Annotated in this window: 23 protein-coding genes; 10 read left to right on the plus strand and 13 right to left on the minus strand. The window is 69.6% G+C overall.

What is annotated here, in order from left to right; genetic code table 11:
- The first annotated feature begins 19 nt into the window (after window positions 1-19).
- The gene (locus M8I34_RS32605; RefSeq protein WP_308372732.1) at window positions 20-853 is read left to right on the plus strand and encodes an aldo/keto reductase; all 834 of its coding nucleotides are present in this window, start codon (window positions 20-22) and stop codon (window positions 851-853) included.
- Between the two features lie 200 nt (window positions 854-1,053).
- A complete protein-coding gene (locus tag M8I34_RS32610) occupies window positions 1,054-1,845 on the plus strand; it encodes a VOC family protein (protein ID WP_250055702.1) in 792 nt (263 codons plus the stop codon).
- A 92-nt stretch (window positions 1,846-1,937) separates the two neighbouring features.
- Here M8I34_RS32610 and M8I34_RS32615 read toward each other — a convergent pair whose 3' ends face one another.
- Window positions 1,938-2,858, minus strand: coding sequence for a trans-aconitate 2-methyltransferase (locus M8I34_RS32615; protein ID WP_250055704.1), 921 nt, complete (start codon window positions 2,856-2,858; stop codon window positions 1,938-1,940).
- A 119-nt stretch (window positions 2,859-2,977) separates the two neighbouring features.
- Between M8I34_RS32615 and M8I34_RS32620 the strand changes: the two genes are divergently transcribed.
- From M8I34_RS32620 to M8I34_RS32630, 3 genes are all read left to right on the plus strand, one after another.
- A complete protein-coding gene (locus M8I34_RS32620; RefSeq protein WP_284051067.1) occupies window positions 2,978-4,090 on the plus strand; it encodes a DUF1266 domain-containing protein in 1,113 nt (370 codons plus the stop codon).
- Between the two features lie 58 nt (window positions 4,091-4,148).
- The gene (locus M8I34_RS32625; protein WP_250055708.1) at window positions 4,149-5,528 is read left to right on the plus strand and encodes a deoxyribodipyrimidine photo-lyase; all 1,380 of its coding nucleotides are present in this window, start codon (window positions 4,149-4,151) and stop codon (window positions 5,526-5,528) included.
- Between the two features lie 89 nt (window positions 5,529-5,617).
- Entirely contained in the window at window positions 5,618-6,565 is a 948-nt protein-coding gene (locus M8I34_RS32630) for a YihY/virulence factor BrkB family protein (protein ID WP_250055710.1), read from the plus strand.
- A gap of 138 nt (window positions 6,566-6,703) precedes the next feature.
- Here M8I34_RS32630 and M8I34_RS32635 read toward each other — a convergent pair whose 3' ends face one another.
- Window positions 6,704-7,015, minus strand: coding sequence for a 4a-hydroxytetrahydrobiopterin dehydratase (locus M8I34_RS32635; RefSeq protein ID WP_030983956.1), 312 nt, complete (start codon window positions 7,013-7,015; stop codon window positions 6,704-6,706).
- 241 nt (window positions 7,016-7,256) lie between these two features.
- Between M8I34_RS32635 and M8I34_RS32640 the strand changes: the two genes are divergently transcribed.
- A complete protein-coding gene (locus tag M8I34_RS32640) occupies window positions 7,257-8,078 on the plus strand; it encodes a helix-turn-helix domain-containing protein (RefSeq protein WP_250055719.1) in 822 nt (273 codons plus the stop codon).
- A 66-nt stretch (window positions 8,079-8,144) separates the two neighbouring features.
- Here M8I34_RS32640 and M8I34_RS32645 read toward each other — a convergent pair whose 3' ends face one another.
- A complete protein-coding gene (locus M8I34_RS32645; RefSeq protein ID WP_250055776.1) occupies window positions 8,145-8,567 on the minus strand; it encodes a nuclear transport factor 2 family protein in 423 nt (140 codons plus the stop codon).
- Between the two features lie 479 nt (window positions 8,568-9,046).
- On the opposite strand from M8I34_RS32645, the gene M8I34_RS32650 reads away from it, so the two are divergent.
- Complete coding sequence (locus M8I34_RS32650) at window positions 9,047-9,379, plus strand: hypothetical protein (protein WP_250055721.1); 333 nt, start codon at window positions 9,047-9,049, stop codon at window positions 9,377-9,379.
- Window positions 9,380-9,575: 196 nt separating this feature from the next.
- Here the strand turns inward: M8I34_RS32650 and M8I34_RS32655 are convergent, their stop codons facing one another.
- From M8I34_RS32655 to M8I34_RS32665, 5 genes are all read right to left on the minus strand, one after another.
- Window positions 9,576-11,351 (minus strand): multicopper oxidase family protein, encoded by a 1,776-nt coding sequence (locus M8I34_RS32655; protein WP_250055723.1) that lies wholly within the window; start codon window positions 11,349-11,351, stop codon window positions 9,576-9,578.
- Between the two features lie 521 nt (window positions 11,352-11,872).
- A complete protein-coding gene (locus tag M8I34_RS32660; RefSeq protein WP_250055725.1) occupies window positions 11,873-12,991 on the minus strand; it encodes a protein-L-isoaspartate(D-aspartate) O-methyltransferase in 1,119 nt (372 codons plus the stop codon).
- Between the two features lie 53 nt (window positions 12,992-13,044).
- Entirely contained in the window at window positions 13,045-13,173 is a 129-nt protein-coding gene (locus M8I34_RS41495; RefSeq protein WP_284051064.1) for a hypothetical protein, read from the minus strand.
- A 264-nt stretch (window positions 13,174-13,437) separates the two neighbouring features.
- The gene (locus M8I34_RS42045) at window positions 13,438-13,833 is read right to left on the minus strand and encodes a DUF6415 family natural product biosynthesis protein (protein WP_374211020.1); all 396 of its coding nucleotides are present in this window, start codon (window positions 13,831-13,833) and stop codon (window positions 13,438-13,440) included.
- Window positions 13,834-14,137: 304 nt separating this feature from the next.
- Complete coding sequence (locus tag M8I34_RS32665; protein WP_250055727.1) at window positions 14,138-14,779, minus strand: HAD family hydrolase; 642 nt, start codon at window positions 14,777-14,779, stop codon at window positions 14,138-14,140.
- 187 nt (window positions 14,780-14,966) lie between these two features.
- On the opposite strand from M8I34_RS32665, the gene M8I34_RS32670 reads away from it, so the two are divergent.
- The 3 genes from M8I34_RS32670 (at window position 14,967) to M8I34_RS32680 (ending at window position 17,581) form a co-directional block, all read left to right on the plus strand.
- Window positions 14,967-15,515 carry a flavoprotein gene (locus M8I34_RS32670; RefSeq protein WP_250055729.1) on the plus strand — a complete coding sequence of 183 codons (549 nt, stop codon included), beginning with the start codon at window positions 14,967-14,969 and terminating at the stop codon, window positions 15,513-15,515.
- Window positions 15,516-15,907: 392 nt separating this feature from the next.
- Window positions 15,908-16,078, plus strand: a complete 171-nt coding sequence (locus M8I34_RS32675; RefSeq protein WP_250055731.1) for a hypothetical protein — start codon at window positions 15,908-15,910, stop codon at window positions 16,076-16,078.
- Between the two features lie 372 nt (window positions 16,079-16,450).
- Window positions 16,451-17,581 carry an NAD(P)/FAD-dependent oxidoreductase gene (locus M8I34_RS32680; protein ID WP_250055733.1) on the plus strand — a complete coding sequence of 377 codons (1,131 nt, stop codon included), beginning with the start codon at window positions 16,451-16,453 and terminating at the stop codon, window positions 17,579-17,581.
- 186 nt (window positions 17,582-17,767) lie between these two features.
- On the opposite strand, the gene M8I34_RS32685 is transcribed toward M8I34_RS32680, so the two are convergent.
- From M8I34_RS32685 to M8I34_RS32705, 5 genes are all read right to left on the minus strand, one after another.
- On the minus strand, window positions 17,768-18,061 hold the full coding sequence (locus M8I34_RS32685; protein WP_250055735.1) for a DUF1330 domain-containing protein: 294 nt from the start codon (window positions 18,059-18,061) through the stop codon (window positions 17,768-17,770).
- A gap of 110 nt (window positions 18,062-18,171) precedes the next feature.
- Window positions 18,172-19,626 (minus strand): MFS transporter, encoded by a 1,455-nt coding sequence (locus tag M8I34_RS32690; RefSeq protein WP_250055737.1) that lies wholly within the window; start codon window positions 19,624-19,626, stop codon window positions 18,172-18,174.
- 26 nt (window positions 19,627-19,652) lie between these two features.
- Complete coding sequence (locus M8I34_RS32695) at window positions 19,653-20,111, minus strand: MarR family winged helix-turn-helix transcriptional regulator (RefSeq protein ID WP_250055739.1); 459 nt, start codon at window positions 20,109-20,111, stop codon at window positions 19,653-19,655.
- 85 nt (window positions 20,112-20,196) lie between these two features.
- Window positions 20,197-20,646, minus strand: coding sequence for an N-acetyltransferase (locus tag M8I34_RS32700; RefSeq protein ID WP_250055740.1), 450 nt, complete (start codon window positions 20,644-20,646; stop codon window positions 20,197-20,199).
- Between the two features lie 244 nt (window positions 20,647-20,890).
- A complete protein-coding gene (locus M8I34_RS32705) occupies window positions 20,891-21,241 on the minus strand; it encodes a hypothetical protein (protein WP_250055742.1) in 351 nt (116 codons plus the stop codon).
- Window positions 21,242-21,367: the final 126 nt, after the last annotated feature.

A 21,367-nucleotide genomic window follows, 5' to 3' on the forward strand; every position in this document is an offset into this window, starting at 1 on the left:
CGTAAGGATCGATTCCCCCGTGAGCAAGGTTCCGTCCATCACGCTCAACAACGGCGTCGCGATGCCGCAGCTCGGCTTCGGCGTCTGGCAGGTAGAGGACGACCAGGCATCCACCGCCGTCGGTCATGCCCTGGACGCCGGGTACCGCAGCATCGACACCGCGGCGATCTACGGCAACGAAGAGGGCACGGGCAAGGCGCTCGCCGCTTCCGGCATCCCCCGTGACGAACTGTTCGTCACGACCAAGCTCTGGAACGCCGAGCAGGGCTACGACGCCACGCTGCGCGCCTTCGACACCTCCCTCAGCAAGCTCGGCCTGGAGTACGTGGATCTCTACCTGATCCACTGGCCGCTCCCGTCGAAGGACCTGTACGTCGAGACGTACAAGGCCTTCGAGAAGATCCACGCGGAGGGCCGCGCCAAGGCCATCGGCGTCTCGAACTTCCTCCCGGAGCACCTGGAGCGGCTGCTGGACGAGACGTCCGTCGTCCCGGCCGTCAACCAGATCGAGCTGCACCCGCAGCTCCAGCAGGCCGAGTCCCGCGCCTTCCACGCCCGGCACAACATCGTGACCGAGGCCTGGTCGCCGCTCGGCCAGGGCAAGGGCCTCCTGGAGGACGCGACGATCGCCGCGCTGGCCACCAAGCACGGCAAGACCCCCGCCCAGGTGGTGCTGCGCTGGCACCTCCAGCTCGGCAATGTCGTCATCCCGAAGTCCGTCACCCCCTCGCGCATCGCCGAGAACATCGACGTCTTCGACTTCGAGCTGGACGACGACGACCTCGCCGCCCTCGCCGGCCTGGACACCGGCAACCGCCTCGGCCCGGACCCGGCCACCTTCGACGTGGCCTGACCGACGCCCGGTGACGGCGCCGCCCGGCTCGTCCGGGCGGCGCCGCCGCGTACCCGAGTGGCGGGCCGGGCGGACGCCAGGAAGTGTGGAGGGTGAGTGTGGGGTGGCTCCGGCGGCATGCCGACAGGGGCCGGTACCCCTCCGCCCTGCTCCTCCCCCGTGCCCACGGCATGGGAGGTGCCCCCAGCGAGGAGGCCACGATGCCTGAAGTCACCTCTCCCTACCAGCCCGGAACGCCCTGCTGGATCGATCTCGCGGCCCCTGACCAGCAGGCCGCCATCGACTTCTACTCCGACGTCTTCGGGTGGACCGGAGAGATCGGGCCCCCGGAGAACGGCGGCTACGCCGTCTGCATGCTGAACGGCAAACCGGTGGCCGGCATCATGGCCGCCGTCCCGATGGGCGGCCAGCCCGCGCCGCCGACCGTGTGGACCACCTATCTGGCCGCCGCCGACGCGGACGCCACCTCCGAAGCGGTGACCAAGGGCGGCGGCACGCTGTTGATGCCCGTCATGGACGTGATGACGCTCGGCCGGATGAGCATCGCGGCCGACCCCACCGGAGCGGTGTTCGGTATCTGGCAGGCCGTCGACTTCCCCGGCGCCGGCACCGTCAACGAGTCCGGCGCCCTCGTCTGGAACGAGCTCAACACCACCGACCCGTCCGCCGCCGCCACGTTCTACAAGGCGGCCTTCGGTATCGAGAGCGCCCCCATGGAAGGCGCCGAGAATTACTACGCCCTCACGGTGAACGACCGGCCGGTGGGCGGCATGCAGCCGATGTCCGAACAGATGCCGACCGACACCCCCTCGCACTGGCTGGTGTACTTCGCCGTGGCGGACACCGATGCCACCGTCGCCAAGGTGACCGCGGCCGGCGGCGCGGCGCTCCAGCAGCCCTTCGACATGGTCGCCGGCCGGATGGCCGTGGTGACCGACCCGCAGGGCGCGACCTTCGCCGTGATCAACCCGAAGCCGATGGATCAGGGCTGATCCCGGGAAGCCAGGACCTGATGTGACGTCATGGGCGGCGCCGCGGCCCGCCGCCCGGCGTCCTGCCCGGCCGGTGGCCGCCGGGCCGTGGGCTACTGCGCGCGGGCCGTGTGCACGGTCTGCGCGGACAGCACGAAGGTGTCGGGGCGGCGGGTGATACCGGCGGCGTCATCGGGGTCGGTGAGGCGGGCCAGGGTGGTGAAGTCGTCCTCGTCGAGGCGGTCGCCGTACAGGTCGAGACCGCGGGTCAGGGTTTCCTGGACGTAGGCCCGCGCCTCGGCGGACAGCGGGGCCGGCAGGTCCAGCAGGAAGCTGCGGGAGCACGGGGTGCACAGGCCCGCGTCGGCGAGCAGGGCGGGCCAGTCCTCGATGTCGTCGGCCGCGTCGGGCAGCGCCGTACGCATCTCGGTGAACCACGCCTCGCCGGCCGCGTCGAGCCGGGCCTGGAGCCCCGGGCGGCCGATGCCGATGTCGCGCGGCAGGTAGCGGGCGGCGAGGCCGCCCTCGGCGACGGCGAGCAGCCCGCCGGGCCGCAGATGACCGGCGAGGGCGGCGACCGCGGCACGCTGGTCCCCGACATGATGCAGGGCCTTGCTCGACCAGATGAGGTCGGCGCCGCCCAGGGCGTCGAGTCCGTCGGGGAGTTCGGCGAGGTGGGTGCGGACCCGGTCCCCGAGCCCGAGGCGGCCGGCCCGGCCCCGCGCCCGCTCCAGGAGCGCCTCGTTCGCATCCACCGCGACCACTTCGGCGGCCGGGAAGGCACGGGCCAGCAGACAGCTGACGACGCCCGGCCCGCTGCCGATGTCGAGCACCCGGCGCACCCCCTCGGAGCCGGCGCCGCCCTGTGCCATGAGCAGTTCACCCAGCCAGACCGCGGCCTGCTCGTGGACCGGCGTGTGCAGCTCGGCGCCCTGTTCGAGGACCGGGCCGAACACCTCCCAGTCGATGTGCGCACTGTCATGGTGGCCGTGGCCGTGGCCGTGCCCGGGCGCGGGCCGTTCGTCGTGGCTCATGACACCGAGCCTGGGTGACGGGTCGCGCCGGTGCAATCCTCCTTGCCGTCGCGGTAACCCCAGGTTCCGGCGGGACAGGTCCTGACCGTAGGGTCTCGCCTGTGGCTACTCCGGGATGGATGCCGCCGACGGACACCGAGCGGCGGCTGTACGAGGCGACGGCGCGTGGTGACTGGGACGGTCAGATCACGGCGATCGCCGGTGAAGACCTGTATTTGGCGGCACCGCAACCGGGGCAGGACCCCCTTCTGGTCTACGACGACCCGACGGCGGGCGGCAAGTGCATCCCCGTCCTGACCCGCGGCATGCTGCCGCCCTGGCAGCCCCAGCAGTTCTTCGACCGGGTGTCGCTGGAGGAGCTGGCGCAGGACTGGCCGAACGACAAATGGCGGCTCGCGGTCAACCCCGGGACGCCGTGCGCCGCGTATCTGGCCGCGTCCCCCGCACACCGCGCCGCCTGGATGCAGCGGCGTGCCCAGCTCGGAGTGCGGCCCGGCGGACTGCTCGTCACGCACTTCGGCGGCCCGCTGCACGGTCCCGTCGCCCAGGGGCTGGCATGTGGTGCGCCGATCGCGGTGCACCACAGCGTGCCGTGGAACGAACTCGGTACGGCCTTCCTCGACCACGCCGCGGACGCGCAGACGCTGCGCGAACAGTGGTCGGTGACCGACCCGGCCGGCTGGCAGCAGCGTCTGGACCAGCTGCTCGGCGGCCAGTTCGTACCGGCGGAGACGGAGGCGGCGCTGCGTGCGCGGGCCCGCGGCCGGAAGACCGACGCCCCTGAGGACACCGCGGGCACGGCGGGCACGACGGGCCATGAGGAAACCGGGAAAGCGGCGGCGGGCTCTGCCCACGCCGCGGACGCACCCGCCGTCCCCGAGCTCGTGACCAGGTACGAGGAGCGGTTCCGCACGGACGGGCTGCTGCCGGCGGACGGCCAGGTCGTGTCCCTCGTCGCACTGGACCACGCCCATGCCGTCAACCTCGTCCGCTGGGGCCTGGGCGCCCGGCTGTGCGCGCCGCAGCAGGCCGAGCAGGCCGTGGCGCGGGCCGGTGCGCAGGCCAGGGAGGTGTACGGCTCGTGGGAGGAGTTCGCCGCGGGCTATGCGCTGGGCCGGATGCTGGCGTTCGACAACGGCTGGTTCGGCCCGCAGTACGCGGAGGCCGCACATATCCACCGCGTTCTCACCCAGGACCCCTCCTCGCCGTGGCGCGGTCTGCCCTTCGCCTGAAGGGTGCGCACCCCGCGCGGGCGGCTCGCGAGGCGCGGGTTCGGTGTAGACGTAGGGCATGGACGTAGCGATCTGCCTGTTCAGCTCCGACCTCCGGCTGCACGATCAGCCGGTGCTGCACGCCGCGCTGCGCTCCGCGACGCAGGTGGTACCGCTGTTCGTCGTCGATACGGGGGTCGCCGACGCCGGGTTCATGGTGCCCAACCGGGCGGCGTTCCTGGCCGATGCGCTGGCCGATCTCGATGAGGGGCTGCGCGGTCGCGGCGCTCGGCTGGTCATCCGTACGGGGGACGTGGTCACCGAGACCTGCCGGGTGGCGGCGGAGACCGGAGCCGGTGAGGTGCATCTCGCGGCGGGGGTGAGCGGCTATGCACTGCGCAGGGAGCGGAGGTTGGGTGCCGAGCTGACGGCGGCGGGGCGTGCGCTGGTGGTGCATGACGCGGTGATCACGGCGGTGCCGCCCGGCGCGGTGCTGCCCTCCGGGCCGGGCAAGGACCACTTCGCGGTCTTCACCCCGTACTTCCGGCGGTGGCAGGCCGAGGGGCTGCGGTCGGTGCTGCCCGCGCCGCGGTCCGTACGGGTCCCGGCCGGGGTGCGGTCCGAGGACGTACCGTCGGCACAGGTCCTGTGCCCGGACGGGAACCCCTCGCCCGCACTTCCTGCGGGCGGCGAACAGGCGGGCCGCCGGGGGTTCACGGCCTGGCAGCGCTCGGGCCTGGCCGACTACCAGGACCGGCAGGACGATCTGCCGGGCGACGCCACCTCACGGCTCTCGTCCTATCTGCACTTCGGCTGCCTCTCACCGGTGGAGCTGGTGCACAAGGCGTCGGCCCGCACGGACCCCGGCGCCGAGGCGTTCGTACGGCAGCTGGCCTGGCGGGACTTCCATCATCAGGTGCTGGCGGCCCGGCCGGACGCGGCGAGCGCCGACTACCGCACCAAGGGCGACCGCTGGCGGTACGACGAGGCCGAGGTGACGGCGTGGAAGGAAGGCCGCACCGGCTATCCGGTCGTCGACGCCGGGATGCGGCAACTGCTGCACGAGGGATGGCTGCACAACCGGGCCCGGATGCTGGTGGCGAGCTTTCTGACCAAGACGCTGTATGTGGACTGGCGGGTGGGGGCGCGGCACTTCCTGGATCTGCTGGTGGACGGCGATATGGCGAACAACCAGCTCAACTGGCAGTGGGTGGCCGGGACCGGCACCGACACCCGGCCCAACCGGGTGCTCAATCCGCTCGTCCAGGCCAAACGGTTCGACCCGCAGGGCGAGTACGTCCGGCGCTGGGTACCGGAGCTGTCCGCTCTCGCCGGCGCCGCGGTCCACCAGCCGTGGAAGCTGTCCGGGCCGGAACGCGCGGCGTACGACTATCCGGATCCCGTGGTGGACCTGGCGGACGGGCTGCTGCGCTTCAAGCGGGCGCGCGGGCTGGAGTAGGCGGGCCCCCGGACGGTCGCCGTGTCGTGGGCGGTCCCCGTGCCGGGAGATGATGCAGGACGGATCGATACGGAGAGGACGGATACGACATGGGCGGGAACGGTATGCGCCGCGGGCTGGACCGGACGCAGCTGGACCGCGCACTGGGGGCGGTGGGGCCGAGGAAGCAGGCCGCGCTGCCGACGTGGGCCCAGTGCCGCACCGCACTGCGTCATACACCGCTGTCGGTGTGGCACGACGACGTGACGGACTGGGCCGCGAGCCTGACGTACTACTCGGTGCTGGCGCTGCTGCCGTCGCTGATCGTCACGGTGTCGCTGATCGGTCTCGCCGATCCGGCGGCCACCGAGCAGCTCATCAACCAGATCAGTTCGATCGCCCCGGCCCAGTCGGGCCCGACCGTGCACCGGGCGCTGGTCGGCATGGCGCATCAGCGCACCGCGGCATGGGTGGTGCTGGGCGGCGCCCTGGTCAGTGCGCTGTGGTCGTCGTGCAGCTATCTGGCCGTGTTCCGCCGCGCCCTGCACGCCATGAACCGCACCAAGGACGACCGGCCGCCGTGGCGCAAGGCACCGCGCATTCTCATGACGGCCCTCCTGCTGATGGCGCTGCTGATCAGCAGTGCGGTGGCGCTGCTGGTGAGCGGGCCGATCGCCACCGCGCTGGGCCGCGCCATCGGGCTCGGCGAGGCGGGCGAGGCGACCTGGAACCTGCTGAAGTGGCCCCTGCTGCTGCTCCTGGCCACGGTCCTGGCGATGGTGCTGTTCCGCTCCGGACCGCCCAGTTCCCGCGGTGTGCGCAGAGCGGCTCCGGGCGGGGTGGTCGCCGTCCTCCTCTGGCTGGTCTCCTCTGCCGCCTTCGCGGTCTACACCTCGTACGTCGGCACCTTCAACCGGCTCTACGGGTCGCTCGCGGGGCCGGTGGTGTTCCTGATCTGGCTGTGGTTCTCCCACCTGTCGCTGCTGTCCGGCGCCCAGTTCAACGTGGAGCTGGCACGCGCCGGGCGGGTGGTGGTGCGGCCCCGCACGGGGAGCTGAGGGCGGCGCCGCCGGGCACACGGCATTCCACAAACTGCGACGTTCCACTGACTGCGGCCACACCCCCCCCGGCCCCCACGTCCTCAAGTCCTCAGCTCCCAGGTCCTCAGGTCCCCAGGTCCCCAGGTCCTCACAGGATCAACGCGCGCCGTGCACCGGTGCGATCGCCTCGATCCGGTGGGCGAGCCCGAAGTCGAGATGGGTGATCCGGCCACCGATGCTGTGGGTGTTCACCGATACCGCGAGCCGGTTGTACCCCAGCGTCAGATCGGCGTGATGGCCCAACTCCTCCTGGATCTGCGCAATATGGATGACCATGACGGCGGCCGGGAAATGCCCGTGGAAGGCATAGCCACGGCACAGCATCCCGCCCTCGACGGACCAGCCGGGCAGCTCCGCGAGCCGGTCCTCGATCTCCTTGAAGCTGAGCGGTTCCAGCTGAGCATTCATGGCGCTCGCCTCTCCCCGTACCCCGGCTGCCGACGAGCCGGTTCCCGTACACACGGACATGCAGGGACATCCCCGTCCACATCCCTATTCGTGACCGCCGCATCCCTATCCGTGACCACCGCCCACTGCCGCGACGGCTGCACCCCTCCCAGCGTGGCACGCCGACGACACTTTCGCGCCCGCACGGCACGGCCCCTCCCGTACGCCCCACCGGCACCGGCCCTCGGCTACCGTCCCTCCCATGACAACTGCTGCGGCTTCCTCGCCGGAGACGGCCACGGGCGTGGGCGTGGGCGCGCTGCTGCGCGAATGGCGCGACCGGCGCCGGATCAGCCAGCTGGAACTGGCACTGCGCGCCGACTCCTCCGCCCGCCACATCAGCTTCATCGAGACCGGCCGCTCCCGCCCCAGCCAGGAGATGGTGCTCCGCCTCGCCGAACACCTCGACGTCCCCGTACGGGAGCGCAACGCCCTGCTGATCGCGGCGGGCTACGCCCCGACCTTCCCGGAGACCCCGCTCGACGACCCGTCGATGGCCGCCCTGCGCTCCGGCATGGAACGCCTCCTGACCGGCTACGAACCCTTCCCCGCCCTGGTGGTCGACGGGACGTACCACGTACTGGCGGCGAACCGCGGCATCACCATGCTGCTGGAGGGCGTCGCCCCCGCCCTCCTCCAGCCCCCGCTGAACGCCATGCGCCTCACCATGCACCCGGACGGCCTGGCCCCCCGCATCCGCAACTACATCGAATGGCGCGGCCACCTCCTCGCCCAGATGGAACGCCAGTTGGCCCTGATGCGCTCCTCCCCCCTGCGCGCGCTCTACGACGAGGTGAGCGCCTACCCCCTGCCCCCGCACGGCCACGAGAAGGCCGCCTTTGGCGAACACGCCCCCTTCGCCCTGCCCATGATGCTCGAACACGACGACACCGTGCTGTCCTTCATCTCGACCATCGCCACGTTCAACACCCCGATGGATGTGACCGTCTCCGAACTGGCCGTGGAGACCTTGCTGCCGGCCGATCCGGAGACGGTCGCGTATCTGCGGGGAGTGAGCCTGTAGCGGGCGGCCACTCCCGGTGGTACGGCGCGGCTCCGGCGCCCGGGGCGCGGTGGACGGGCCGCGGGCTCAGACCGCGGGCACCCGGTCCAGAAACCCGAAGACGGACCGGATCCGCCCGTCCGCCCCCAGCCGCACCACATCGAACCCGGCCACCGGCGCCGACCCATCCGCCACACTGACCAGCTCCCAGCCGAACCGCGCCGTGTCGTGGTGCCCGTCCACGCCCCCCAACGGCCGGAACACAAACCCGGGGAACTGCGCCTGCGCCCCCGCGATGGCGGCCACCAGCCCCTCATGCCCCGCGACATCGGCCAACGGATCGGTATACGTGGCGTCCTCACCGAAGGCCGCCGCCACGGCTTTGGCCCGCGGCCCCTCCTCCGTCGCATTCCACGCCTCGAAGTACCGCGCAACGGCCCCCGCGTACCGCTCCCCCGCCTCCACGGACTGCCGCGCAACCTGCTGCTCCTGCTGCTCCTGCTGTGTCATGACGTCCTCCTGCTCCTCATGAGTCACCAACGACTCCTGCCTGGCACATCCCGAACGGCGCTGTGCCGGAACCGGCCCACGGGCCGGAGTGCGCCGGCCCGTGAACCGATGGCTTCACCTTGCCGAGTGGCGGAGTGGCGGGTCGATTACGCGGGAGGTAATGGCGACGCGCCGCCTGCATCGAGCTGGCCGCAGAGCCCGGCCCGACACCGGCGTTGGGTCCGGGGCAGCGCTTCTTTCGCAGAATTAGACAGAGCAACCCAAGCGGCGTATCAAGGAGAGAGAAGGTGTAATTTGCGGGCTGCAATCCTCCTCGCGAGTCGAAGCCCCCATCGAAGACGACGACGCCCTTGAGTCTCGTCGTTCCAGTGACACTTGCACGACGCATGGAACTCCTGTGAGCGACCTTCAAGCGCCCCTCACTCTGGCGTCGCGACGTTCAATTGCAGCCTGTTCCAGCCTGACCGAAGGAAAAAGTCATGTCCGTCAAGAGGATTCTCACAGCCGTCGCGATTCCGGCCGTTGCCGCGACAGCGCTCCTGTTCTCGGCTTCGGCCGCACCCGCTGCGACTGACACCGTGACGGCTGCACAGAAAACCTCAACACAGATAACGATCCCGAGTCGCCCTCAGCCAAGAACAAATTACGCCGAGGGCTACCGCGATGGGTTCAGGACAGGATATTCCGATGGCCGCGACAGCTGCCGCTACAGGAGCGACAATTACGGCTCGTCACGCGGCTTCGGCGCATACAACCGGGGTTTTGTGGACGGCTACAAGTCCGGGTTCAAGGAGGGCCTCAGGACCTGCTGAGGCCGCCGCATAGGGGTTGACTCATAGGGGTTGAGTGGCCCGTTCCACGTCGAGGAACAGCAGTGGTCGGTTCACGTTCCCCCCGGTCTCGCTCATGATCGGTTGCCCCTGCGATGCGGGCCGGCGGGGAGCACGCGTCAGTGCCGGTCCGGACCCCTTGGGCGGACCGGCACACACACGCGGGTCGATCGATCCGTCAGTGGCCGTGCCCGTGGCCGCCGCCGTGAGCGACACCGCCGTGGTCGCCGCCGCTGTGGTCGCCGCCGCTGTGGTCGCCGTGGCCGACGATCGTCCACGGTCGCATCAGGTCGTCGTCTTCGTGTTCGAGAATGTGGCAGTGGTGGACGTACGTCGCCGGCAGTTCGGCGCCACTGCCCGGAATCGACGCGATCGTACCCGGCAGGCCGAATTCCTGAATGATGATCCTGGTCACGGTCTCCGGATAGGACTTGAACGTGTCCTTGTCGGACAGTGCTTCGTCCGGGTCCGGCGGAATCGGCGGGCCGGTGAGATAGTTCGCCAACACCGGTCGGTCCTCCGGTTTGCGGCCACCGTCAAGCCACTTCTCGTAGTCCGCCTGGTAGGCGGCGGCGTCGATCGGCTGCCTGTTCAACACCTGGAAGTTGACGAGGTGTACGTGCATCGGGTGGGCGTCGTGGTTGGGATTGATGTACTCCCAGATCTCGGTCGAGCCCGCCTTGATGAAGTCCTGGGACGGCTCCATGAAGGGCACCGCGTTGAACGTCATGGTGCCGAAGAGCTTGTGCTGGTACGTGACCCATTCCCGCCGACGGGTGTGTGGTTCGGGCACGATGGGTGCGGCCGTCGGCAGCTGGAGTTTCTTGGGCGGCGTCGTCCTGTCCGCGCCTCCGGACAAGGGTTTGGTGACCCGGAACTGCATGATTTCCGAGATCACCGGCCCCATGCCGGGCATACCCGGGTAATGGACCGGCGCGTGATAGTTCGTCAAGGTGATGTTCGTGCCCATGGGCATCTGACTGAAGTCCACGACCAGGTCGTACCGCTCGGCCGGCGAGATCAGGAAGTTCAGCATCTGCAACGGAGCACGGAAGCCGCCGTCGGTGCCGATCAGCCAGAACGGCAGCGTGGGCTGCGGCAGTACATCCCTGGGAACGTCGAACCTCAGCCGCCAGAAACGCTCGTTCGAAGCGTTGAGAATGCGCAGCCGGTAGCGCCGCGGCTCGACGGCCAGGAAGGGGTACGCCTTCCCGTTGACGACCGGGGTGTCCTCGCCTTCCCTGTCGGCCATGGTGTAGGCGAGCGAGCCGTCCCGGTGGAAGGACCGGTCCTGAAGGATGAGCGGGACCTCGAATTCGCCTCGCGGCAGCCCGAGCCGCTCGTCCGCGGGGTCCCGAACGAGGTAGAGACCGGCAAGACCCGCATAGACGTTGACGCTGGTCATTCCCATGCCGTGGTCGTGATACCAGAGCATGCACGAGCGTTCGTGGTTGGTGTAGCCGGAGATCGCTTCGTTGGGTTTGACCCGGCTCGGGTCCAAGGTGGTGTAGGACTCGGCATGGAATCCGTCCGGGCTGAACGACTGGAGCGGCATACCGTCGGACTGTGGTGCGGTGAAACCGCCGTGCTGGTGTACGACGTTCCACACATTGATATGCGAGGGAAAGGGCGGCTTGCTTTTGTAGGGCGCCGGAGCGGTCGGCGCCAGCTGCCCGTCCCCGTTGCGAATGCGGTCGATCACGAACTGGAACAGGTGGGTGGTCGGCAGCTCGTTGCGGTACTTGACGACCGTCGGGCGGTCCTTGGTCACACTGAGGGTCGGCCCCAGATAGCCCATGCCGATCGCCTTGCGCGGATCGTGCGGGTTCGCGGCCCAGTAACCCCACACCGTTGCCGGCCCGAGATCCCGGTGGAAGCGCCATGAGCCCTGCCGCATCGTGATGTCGTAATAGTCGGCGCCGGGATAGACGGAAGGATCCGGAATGGCTGTCATCGGCATAGGCAGCGGGTCGACGTACCTCTCCAGCGGAGGAGTCTGCGGCACCGGGGAGTCCGCAGACCCTGTCCCGTGCGCCTGCGACGCATCCTGAGCTTCCAGAACACCCCGGGAAAGCATGGCCGCACCCCCCATGGCACCGACCGTGGCACCGGCCATGAGGAATTTCCTTCGCCCGAACATCGTCTCCAGCCTTCCATCGCCTCACATAACGTCCAAGGGATACAGGGCTGCTTCGGAACGTTGGTGCAGCATGCCGGTCCGCTCCGGTAAAGCCACTCATTGAGCCGATCTCCACAGAAATTCGGCAGGCATCGGAATTCGTCCACGCGGAAGGAATTGGCGGAGTGGCCCCGGCAATCGGTCTCGCGTATCGAGAACGGGAACGTCCCCGCCCCCGACCGCCGACTGCTCATCGACCGCGCTCGGCGTCCCCGGCCCTCGACCGCCGGCTGCTCATCGCCCGCGCTCGACGGTCGTCTGCCAACCCTGCTGCGGAACCAGGCCCGCCCGCCCGCTCAGCAAGCCCACGAGTCGGCAGGGTCATCCAGCCACGCCCGCTCACCGGTGACGGTGACCGTCAGCCCGAACCGGGTGTGGTCCGGCGTGCCCTGGTGGAGCCACCAGTGGAAAGCGTTCTCCACGCTGTCCCAGAGACGCCGGGGACCGGATTGCCAGACCCGTGCCGTATCTCCGTCGCGGAACTGCACACACGCCCAGGACAGGTCGCTCAAGCTGTAGAACCAGACAGCGCGTGCGCCGTCGCGCATCTCCGCTACGACGTGCCGGCACCGCGGTACACGGAGCCCGATGGCGAATCGTTCGGGGCTGAACTGCCCCCCGGCGAATACCGCTTCGGTGAGCGTCGTGGATGACTCGTCGCCCTCCGCCACGCTCCCCGTGACGTACTCGGAGTGCGCCAGGGGGACGAGACGCTGCGCCCGCAGCTTCATGAACTCCACAGGGCCGGTGAACGTGCCGGACGCGCTCTTGCCGTCGGGCGCAACCACCAAGCGGGCGACGGCATCGCCATGGGAGTAGTTCGTCCCCCACGGGGCCACGATGATGCCCCCGGGCCGGCACTGCTCCACCCACGCGAACGGGATGGACCGCAGGCCGCAGGTAGCCATGATCCGGTCGTACGGCGCCCCCTCCGGGTAACCCTGGAAGCCGTCGCTGTGCACCACCCGCACGGAGTTGCCGAACCGCTCGGCCGTCGCACGGGCCGCTTCGGCCAGGTCCCTGTCCACCTCCATCGTGGTGACGTGCCCCGGCCCGGCACGGTGCGCCATGAGCAGGGAGTTCCAGAGCGTGGCGGTGCCGATCTCCAACGCCGTATGCCCTCGGTGGAGGTCCAGGTCCTGGAGCATCCGGAACACCACGGAGGGCATGGACGCGGAGCTGGTCGGGACCTCACCCGGTTCGCGGCCGGTGTGCGTGCCGTCGTCCCACTGCGTGACGATCGGAGCGTCAGCATTCGCGAACTCCTGCCACCTGTCCGGGTCCTCCGCCCTGGACACCGGCACGCTCCGGCCGGTCTCCATGTCGAACGGCCAGATCACATCCGGCAGAACGGCGCTTCGGGGCACGGCGGCGTACGCGGAGGCCCAGTCGGAAGAGAGCGCACCCACAGACATGAGGGCACGCCCCAGCCCGTCGAGGCCGGGGCTCCCCTTACCCGGCTCGCTGATCACTGTCCGGCAGCCTTGGGCGGGTTGGGGACGCCGGGCCCACCATTGGGCGTCGGCGCCGGGTGCGGCCCGGGGTACGGCTCGCCGGGCAGCTTGTCACCACCGTCGTTCCGGGCAGTCGCGTACATGGTTCCTCCTGGTGCCTTGTTGATGAGTGTTGCCCCGGTCGGCCCGCCTTTACGGCCGGTCCGTCCGGGGTGGTCGACCGGCGCCACGGTGAAGGGTGCGGCGGCCGCCTTTTCCGTGGCGCCCGGGGGTCGGAGCGTCACGGGGGCTTCAGGTGCACAGCTGCCGATGCCCTCCGTGGACACGGACGCCGAGCAGGAAGGCGACGACCACGGGACAGATGAAGTACGTGAACACGCGGGTTCCGCTACGCCGCTGCCCGGAACTCACGGAATCAGCCTCGTAGTGCACTCATCCAACAACCAGCGGCAGTCACGGGCGAGCAGCTGAACCTGCACAAGGGCGCTGAAGTCGCTGTCGCCGAGGCCCTGCCCCACCTGTCGCTCGATTCCGGCGATCCGGGCTGTCCGGCGGTGCCAATCGAGGCTGCCGCGCCACAGAAGGTCGGCTGCCTCTCGGACGAGCGGCAAAGCACCGCGATATGCCCGCGGAGCAACGCCTTGAGGTCGACAAGCTCGCCGTAGGCAGCCGGCCCAGCCAGGTCCGGCAGCGCACGGCACGGGCCATCCTCCGGGGCCTCGTACATCGCGAGGACCGCGGACAGATCCGGCATCGCCTGGTGCACGCGATCGTCCGGACGCTCGTTGTCCGGCAGCAGCCACGCCGGGTCGGTGTCCAGGGCGCCGGCGACAGCTTCCAGTACGGCGTCGGAGATGCCGCGCTCGCCGCGCTCGATCTTCCGCAGGTGCCTAGAGCGACGCCGGCGGATCGGGCCAGTTCAGCCTGCGTGAGGCGGGCGATGCGTCGTTCGTAAGCGATGCGGGGGCCTACCCCGCGGTACACGATGCTGGGCACGGTGGCCTCCGTTCGGTGCGGCCACTCCGGACCGTACTCGCGCCGCCACGGACCAATTACGTAAACGCTGTGTCTGCATCCCGCATGCGAGCCGCGTAGTTGACGCTCAGCTCACTGTGCCCGTACCACGTCGATCAGTTCCGTCAGGCTCCCGAGCCGCCAGTCAGCGGCTTCCGCTTCCGCACTGTCCGCCCAAAGATGGCCGAGCGGACCGCGACGCAGGTGCGCCGTCCGAAGCCCGCACTCGCGGGCAGGCAGCACATCGTTCTGCGGATGGTCTCCGACGTACAACACCTCATGGGGAGCAGCTTCGGCGAGGTCGACGGTCCGGGCGAAGAACTCCGGAGCCGGCTTGGCCACGCCCCACTCCCCAGAGGTGGCCAGGGCATCCACCGGCAGACCCAGCGCGCGCAGCAACTCCCCCGCACGACGCGTCTGGTTGCCGGCCACGACCACACGAATCCCGGCGTCCTGGAGCGCTGCGAGGGAGGGACGGACGTCCGGATACAGGTCAGACTCGTCCAGGAACTCACCACTGCCCGCCTGCTCCATCGCGGCCCGCTCGGCTTCAATGTCGATGCCCGGGCGTACGAGCCGGAGCGCGTCCGCGTTGTCCCGGCCCTGCGCCACGACTGCACCGACCAGAGCAGACAGCGTGTGTCGCTTCACAGCGAGCCAATCGGCCCACACGCCCCACCCGCGGTCGTCGCTGATGAGGGTTTCACCGACGTCGAAGGCCACTGCACGGATCATGCGAGCAGCCTATGGCGTGCTGTCTGCCGGTATGTGCCGGTGCCCGGTCGTACGGTGCGTGGCATGGCGTCTCCCACTCCTTGCAGCTACTGGGGACGAGTCCTACGTGGAGCGCCACCGGGCCGAACCCCCGCTCCGCGCCCCATGCGACCCATTCCGGGGAGGGGGTCTGTGGTCGGATAGCACAATGAGTCGCCCCGTTCTCTCCCTGTTCGGTTCCGCTGCCCCGCCCGTTCAGCAGTTTCCCGACGTGGTACGCCGCGCCCAGGCGGCGGGGTTCGATGTGTGCGTCGGGTTGACCCCGACATCCGCACGGTGGCTCAAGAGCGAAGTGTCGTTGCTGGAGGACCTGACAGGTCACCCCGTGCGCTCCGAGTACAAGCAGCCGACCGAGGTGGACGTCTGGCCGAAGGCAGACGTCATCATGTTCGCCCCGGTCACCTTCAACTCAATGAATCACTGGGCGCTCGGGCTGACGAACCACTTCGTCATCGGTGTGGTCGCCGAGGGCATCGGCAAGAGGATCCCGACGGTGGCGATGCCGTGCGTGAACGCCGCCTACGTTCAACACCCGCAGTTCGTACGGTCGCTGGAGACCCTGCGGAACGCCGGGGTGTCAGTGCTCTACGGCCCCGGCGGCTTCGAGCCGAACGAGCCAGGAAAGGGGCGGCCCGAGGGCTACCCGTGGGACCTGCCACTGGCCGCGGCGGTGCGCATCGTCGAATCTGCCCCCTAGGGTCTGACCACGGTATCGCCGGAGCGGACCGCTGGAACCCGGTACGGACGAACCGGGGCCTGGACCCAGGACCCAGCCGACTCCTAGGTCTCTCTGCCAGGGAAAACGGGGGACCCAGGACCCAGTCAGCTGGGTCCTGGATCCTGCTGCACCATTTGGCCTGGGGCCGGGGAGCGGCCCGGGAGGACCGGCCGGTACACAGGTACCCGGCGCAGCTCGTCCACCAGGGAAAACGCGGCTTCGATGACACAGGTCAGCCGTCCAGGGTGCCCGTCCTGTAGTAGCTGGTGATCCGGCGCTTGCCTGGACGGTAGCGCTCTTGGGGCCCCACGGTGCCGAGCGGAAGCGCACTGAGTGAGACGGGACAGCTGCCGTCGAGGGGCCGCCCCGCGGTGTTTGGGCTGTGCACGCCGGCCGTGCTCGCCTCCTTCGGCCTGTACGCGCTGCGCCGGGCCCGCCCCGCCGACGTCCCCGCCGTCCTCACCGGCGGCGCGCGGCCGGTTGTGGTGCTTGTCCTGGCCGCCCTCGCGCTTCTGTTGGCCGACTGTGTACGCGAGTTGTGACGTCGTTTCGACACGAGATCGGGAGTCGCACGCTCGCGCGAACAGCCGATGTACGCGAGAACGGGAGGCACCCCTCGCTCACGCATCCTGGATCATGTCGGCCGGCCACCGCGCCCGTCGGGCCGTTCGTTGTACCTCCGTGCAGGCCGGGCTTCGTCGCTCGGGGAGCGATGCGAGAACGAGAGCATGAGCACGCTCGACCCGGATGCCGAGCGGAACCCCATTCCGGGTGGGTGTCGGGACTGATGCGCGGTGTCGGTCATCCATCGGCGGCTGCCGGTTCGATGTCGGTGGCTTGTCGGCGAGGTCCGGCACGGTTCCAGAGACGGCCGGCCGGAGCTCACTGGGCGGCCCCAATCCCCAGGAGCCACCGTGCACATGCCCGTCACGATCATCGGCGCCGGACTCGGCGGACTCACTCTTGCCCGCGTCCTGCACGTCCACGGAATCCCGGTCACGGTCTACGAGGCGGAGTCCTCCCCGACGGTGCGCACGCAGGGCGGGATGCTCGACATCCACGACTACAACGGACAGATCGCCCTCAAGGCGGCCGGCCTGATGGACGAGTTCCACGCCATCGTCCTGGAGGGCCGCCAGGCGACGCGGGTCCTCGACCCGGACGGGACCGTCCTGCTCCACAAGGTCGACGACGGCATGGGCGGACGCCCCGAGGTGCAACGCGGCGACTTACGACAGATCTTGCTCGACTCACTCCCGGCCGGCACCGTCCGATGGGGGCACAAGGCCAGCGGCACCCGCGCCCTCGGCGGCGGCCGCCACGAGGTGACGTTCGCCGACGGCGGCACCGTCGTCACCAGCCTGCTGATCGGCGCGGACGGTGCCTGGTCACGGATACGGCCACTGCTCACCACCGCCACACCCGAGTACGCCGGCACGTCGGTCGTCGAGACGTACCTGTTCCACGCCGACACCCGCCACCCAGCCGCCGCGAAAGCGGTCGGTGGCGGGTTGCTGATCGCGCCCTCGCCGGGCAAGGAGATCTTCGCTCACCGGGAGAACGGCGACACCCTGCACACCTACGTGGCGCTGACCAGGCCACAGGACTGGTTCGCCGCCATCGACTTCACCGATGCCGCCGCGGCCACCGCCCGGATCGCGCGCGAGTTCGACGGCTGGGCACCGGAACTCACCACGCTCATCACCGACGGCGACACAGCGCCGGTCCTGCGCCCCCAGTACGCTCTGCCGACCGGGCACCGGTGGGACCGGGTGCCGGGGGTCACCCTGCTCGGCGACGCCGCCCACCTCGCGCCCCCGAACGGCGACGGCGCCAACCTGGCCATGTACGACGGCGCCGAACTCGGCAAGGCCCTCGCCGCCCGCCCCGACGACATCGAGGCCGCACTCACCGAGTACGAGCAGGCCATGTTCCCCCGCAGCGCCGAGGTCACCACTTTCGAAGGTGGAGCGGTTCCGGGGATCGACTCCGAGCACAACACGGCCCAGGGCCTGATCAACATGATCACCGAGAAGAGCCAATAAGCCGCGCAGGCCCCGATCTGACGCTCTCCGTCCCACCCCGCTCGGACTGGACATCACCGCCGATGCCACTGGCCTGACGCTGTTCGCGACAGTGCGGCGCACTGACGAGCCGGGGTGATCCCCGCAGTCGGCTTCGTGTTCGTCGCCGACGCAGCCTCGATTTCGTCGCCGACGCAGCCTCGATCGTCAGGCGAGGCCTTCGATGATGCGGAAGTCGCGCTCGACGCCGTCAGCGAGTGCGGCCAGCGCCTCCTGGTAGGCCGCACTCGCACGTGCGGCGACCGCCTGTTCGAAGCTGTCGAACTCGATCAGGACGGTGCGCTCGGCGATTCCGGCGTCGTGTGCGACGACCCGGCTGCCGCGGGAGAGCAGCCGCCCGCCCGCGGCCTCGACGGCTGGACCGGCCAGCTTGTCGTAGGCAGCCACCTTCTCGGGATCCGCAATGGTGCGGTAGACGCTGACCCAATAGCCCTTGGCCACGGTACCTCCTGTGTTCGGAATTGATGATCAGAAGCATGCTCAGATCCATGGACGGCGCGCTATGGGTCAGCGAGCCGACGGAGACGGCGTCGAAGTCGGACGGCTGATCCTCAGCTTCCGGTTCGACTCGACCGGCCCAGGCCCGGCACACCGACTGGGGCTGTGGTCGGATCGGTCTCGGGTGAGCGTCGGCGGGCGAGGGCGAGGCCGGCCATCGTCGTGATCGCCATCGCGGCGACGCCGACCAGCGCCGCGGTCGTGTAGGCGTCGTCGTTCGGGAAGAGGCGGCCCGTGGCGGTGCCGGCGGCCAGGACCAGACCGCCGATGGCGCTGCCCAGGGAGTACCCGACGCTGCGGACGACGTAGTTGAAGCTCATGGCGCTCGACGTCTCGCTCTTGGGGGTGACGGCCAGGATGACGCCGGGCATGGCGGCCGAGAAGCTGCCGACGCCGAAGCCCAGCACGCCCATGGCCGCGAGCAGTTCGGCCAGGTTGGACCGGGCGGTGGCGAACAGGACGAACCCGCCACCGACGATGGCGGCGCTGCCGGCCAGGAGCAGGGGGCCGTCGATCCGTTCGCGGACCCGCGGCGTGAGCTTGCCGGCGACGAACCCCAGCACGGAGAACGGGATGAGGACCAGCCCCGCCACGAAGGTGGTCAGTCCGAAGCCGTAGCCGGCGCTGTGCGGCGTCTGCGCGTAGCGGGTGATGAGCGTGAGCAGGAGGTACATGCCGCTCCCGCCGACGAACATGGCGATGTTCGCCCCGGCGACCGCCGGGTGCCGTACCGCCCGGACGTCGACCAGGGGCGTCTTGGTTCGCAGTTCGGAAACGGTCCAGACGCAGAGCAGGAGTACGGCGGCGACGGCAAGGGTCACCGCCACGGCGAGGTGTCGGCTCCACAGGCTCCTCTCGCCGGCCAGGAACAGGACGAGGAGCAGTCCACCCGCCAGGACGAGCGCACCGGCCACGTTCACGTGAGCGGAGCGGCCTTCGGGAGCTGCGGGCATGGAGCGCCACGCGGTCACGAAGGCGATTGCGGTGACGAGCAGGCCGAGGCCGTAGGCGGCCCGCAGTCCGCCGAACTCGGCGAGCAGCGCGGCCAGCGGGTAGCCGACGCCGGCTCCGATGATGGAGACCACTGAGATCAGGGCGATCGTGGCCGCGCTGCGCTCCTCGGGAAGATGGTCGCGGGCCACGCCCATCATGAGCGCCGTGAGACCGAGTCCGGCGCCTTGGGCCGCTCTGCCCACGAGCAGCCAGGCGAACGGCAGCGGCAGCACGGTGAGCGCGCTGCCGACGACGACGATCGCCAGCGTGGCGAGAATCGTGGCCCGCCGGTGCGGACCGGCTCCGAGCCGGCCGAGGACGGGTGTGGCGACGGCGCCGCTGAGCAGGGCGATGGTCAGCGTCCACTGCGCGCGGTCGAGGGAGACGTGGAACGTGGTCGCCACGCTGGTGATGAGCGGCGTCCCGAGGCTGGCGACCGCCGCCACGACCAGGGCGATGAACATCAGGGCGGAGACCAGCAGACGTGCCTCGGAACGTATCAGGGCAGTGCTCATGGGCTGGTCATGAGCCTGGGCCGCGGTCACCGGTCCGACTCCTCTCGGGCGTGGCTTTCGAGCTCCGCCAGATGCAGCAGCGCCGGAAGGGCTGCTGCCAAGGCCTCGACCTCGTCACCGGTGAGTTCGTCGATCAACCGCACGTACGCGTCGACGCCCGCCTGGCGTCGCGTCCGGACGTACGACGCGCCGGCCTCGGTCAGGCACACCAGAGTGACCCGCTTGTCGGACGGATGGCCCTTCCGCTCGACCAGCCCGGATTCCTCCATCACCCGGACCAGGACGGTCATCGCGGGCTGGGTGACGCCCTCGGCCACCGCCAGATCGGTGATCCGTCGCGGGCCGGTCTTGTCCAGGGTGGCCAAGGTGGCGGCGGACGTCAGGCTCATGTCGCGGGGAAGGCGTCTCACGGCCCTGGTGGCCAGACCGTAGAGGGCTGACCCGAGGGCATCGGAAGCGCCGTGCGCGGCGTCTCGGCGACTCATGCATGAAGTATAGCGGCTTTATATGAATCCTTTATGCATCTCCCGCTGTGGCGCCCTCGTCGACAGAGCGAACGTCGCCTGAACCTCAGCCGAGTCTCTTGAGCATCTTGACCGAGGTCGTCTCGTAGCCGAGCGACTCGTAAAGGCCGCGCGCACCCGTGTTGAACCCGAAGACACTGAGGCCGAGAGCATGAGCGCCCTGCGCCCGGGCGTATTCCTCGCCGAGGACCATGGCCATGCGCCCGAAGCCCCGACCACGCTTGTCAGCGTCGATCACGATGTCCCAGATCCACCAGGCGCCGGCGTCGTCGCTCGTGTCCGGTCCGATCCAGAGGTAGCCGACGGTTGCCCCGACGTCATCGACCACGTCGAAGACCACATGCCCCGGGCCCGGTGCACCGGAGGGAAAAGAGCGAGCCATGCTTTCGTCCGCGTGCCGGTATGCGTCCTCGGGCGTCTGCCCCATGGCGACAAGGTCGTTGGCGTACTCGTCTCGACTGCGTTCGAGCCAGGCAGGGAAGAGCCGGGCGTCCAAGCGTCGAAGGGATACAGGCATCGGATCAGCCTCCCACACCGCCGATGCGGGACGGTATCGCCCCGCGCCACGCTTACCCACGGTGAACAGGGCAAACGTTGCTTGATGCGGCACTGGCCAGGCATCGGCACTACGCCGGCCGGCCCACCTCGAGCACCTCAGCTCACCCTGCCCGCACGACCTCCATCAGATCGTGTCTGATGATGGATTTCGCGGTGGTCGTGGTGAGCTGAGTTGAGCTGCTTCAGTCGCCCTGTGACCACGCGGCTGTCGGGAGTGACAAGTAGACGCCGAAGTCGTGGAGTCCGGTCGCCGTCCTGATGTCCTGGTGAAGTCTGTCCACGCGTTCTTGGCGGTTGGCGGCCCTGCTCTCGAACCACTTGGACCTCACCTCGATCACCACATCCAAACCGCTCCGGTCCAACGGCCCCAGCCTCCGGAAGCGAATCTCCACATCTCCCGGCTGCAAGTCCCCGTCGTACGGTTCCTCGGGACATTCCACGGCCTGGGACACCAAGTGCGGCAGCACCGAACCCAGTTCACGGAGCTTCGGTTCATCGACACCCGGCGCATAGGTAACTTCCACAAGCGGCATCGGACCACCCTAAGGCTCGATCACGTTCGGTGCTCGCGGAGCGAGAGCAAGAGCGCGGCGATGTGCGGTACAGCGGTACAGCGGTACAGCGGTACAGCGGTGCTCTTCGCTCCCGCGCCGCGTCCG

This window comes from Streptomyces sp. MCA2 (assembly GCF_023544705.1).
Taxonomy (GTDB): Bacteria; Actinomycetota; Actinomycetes; order Streptomycetales; family Streptomycetaceae; genus Streptomyces; species Streptomyces decoyicus.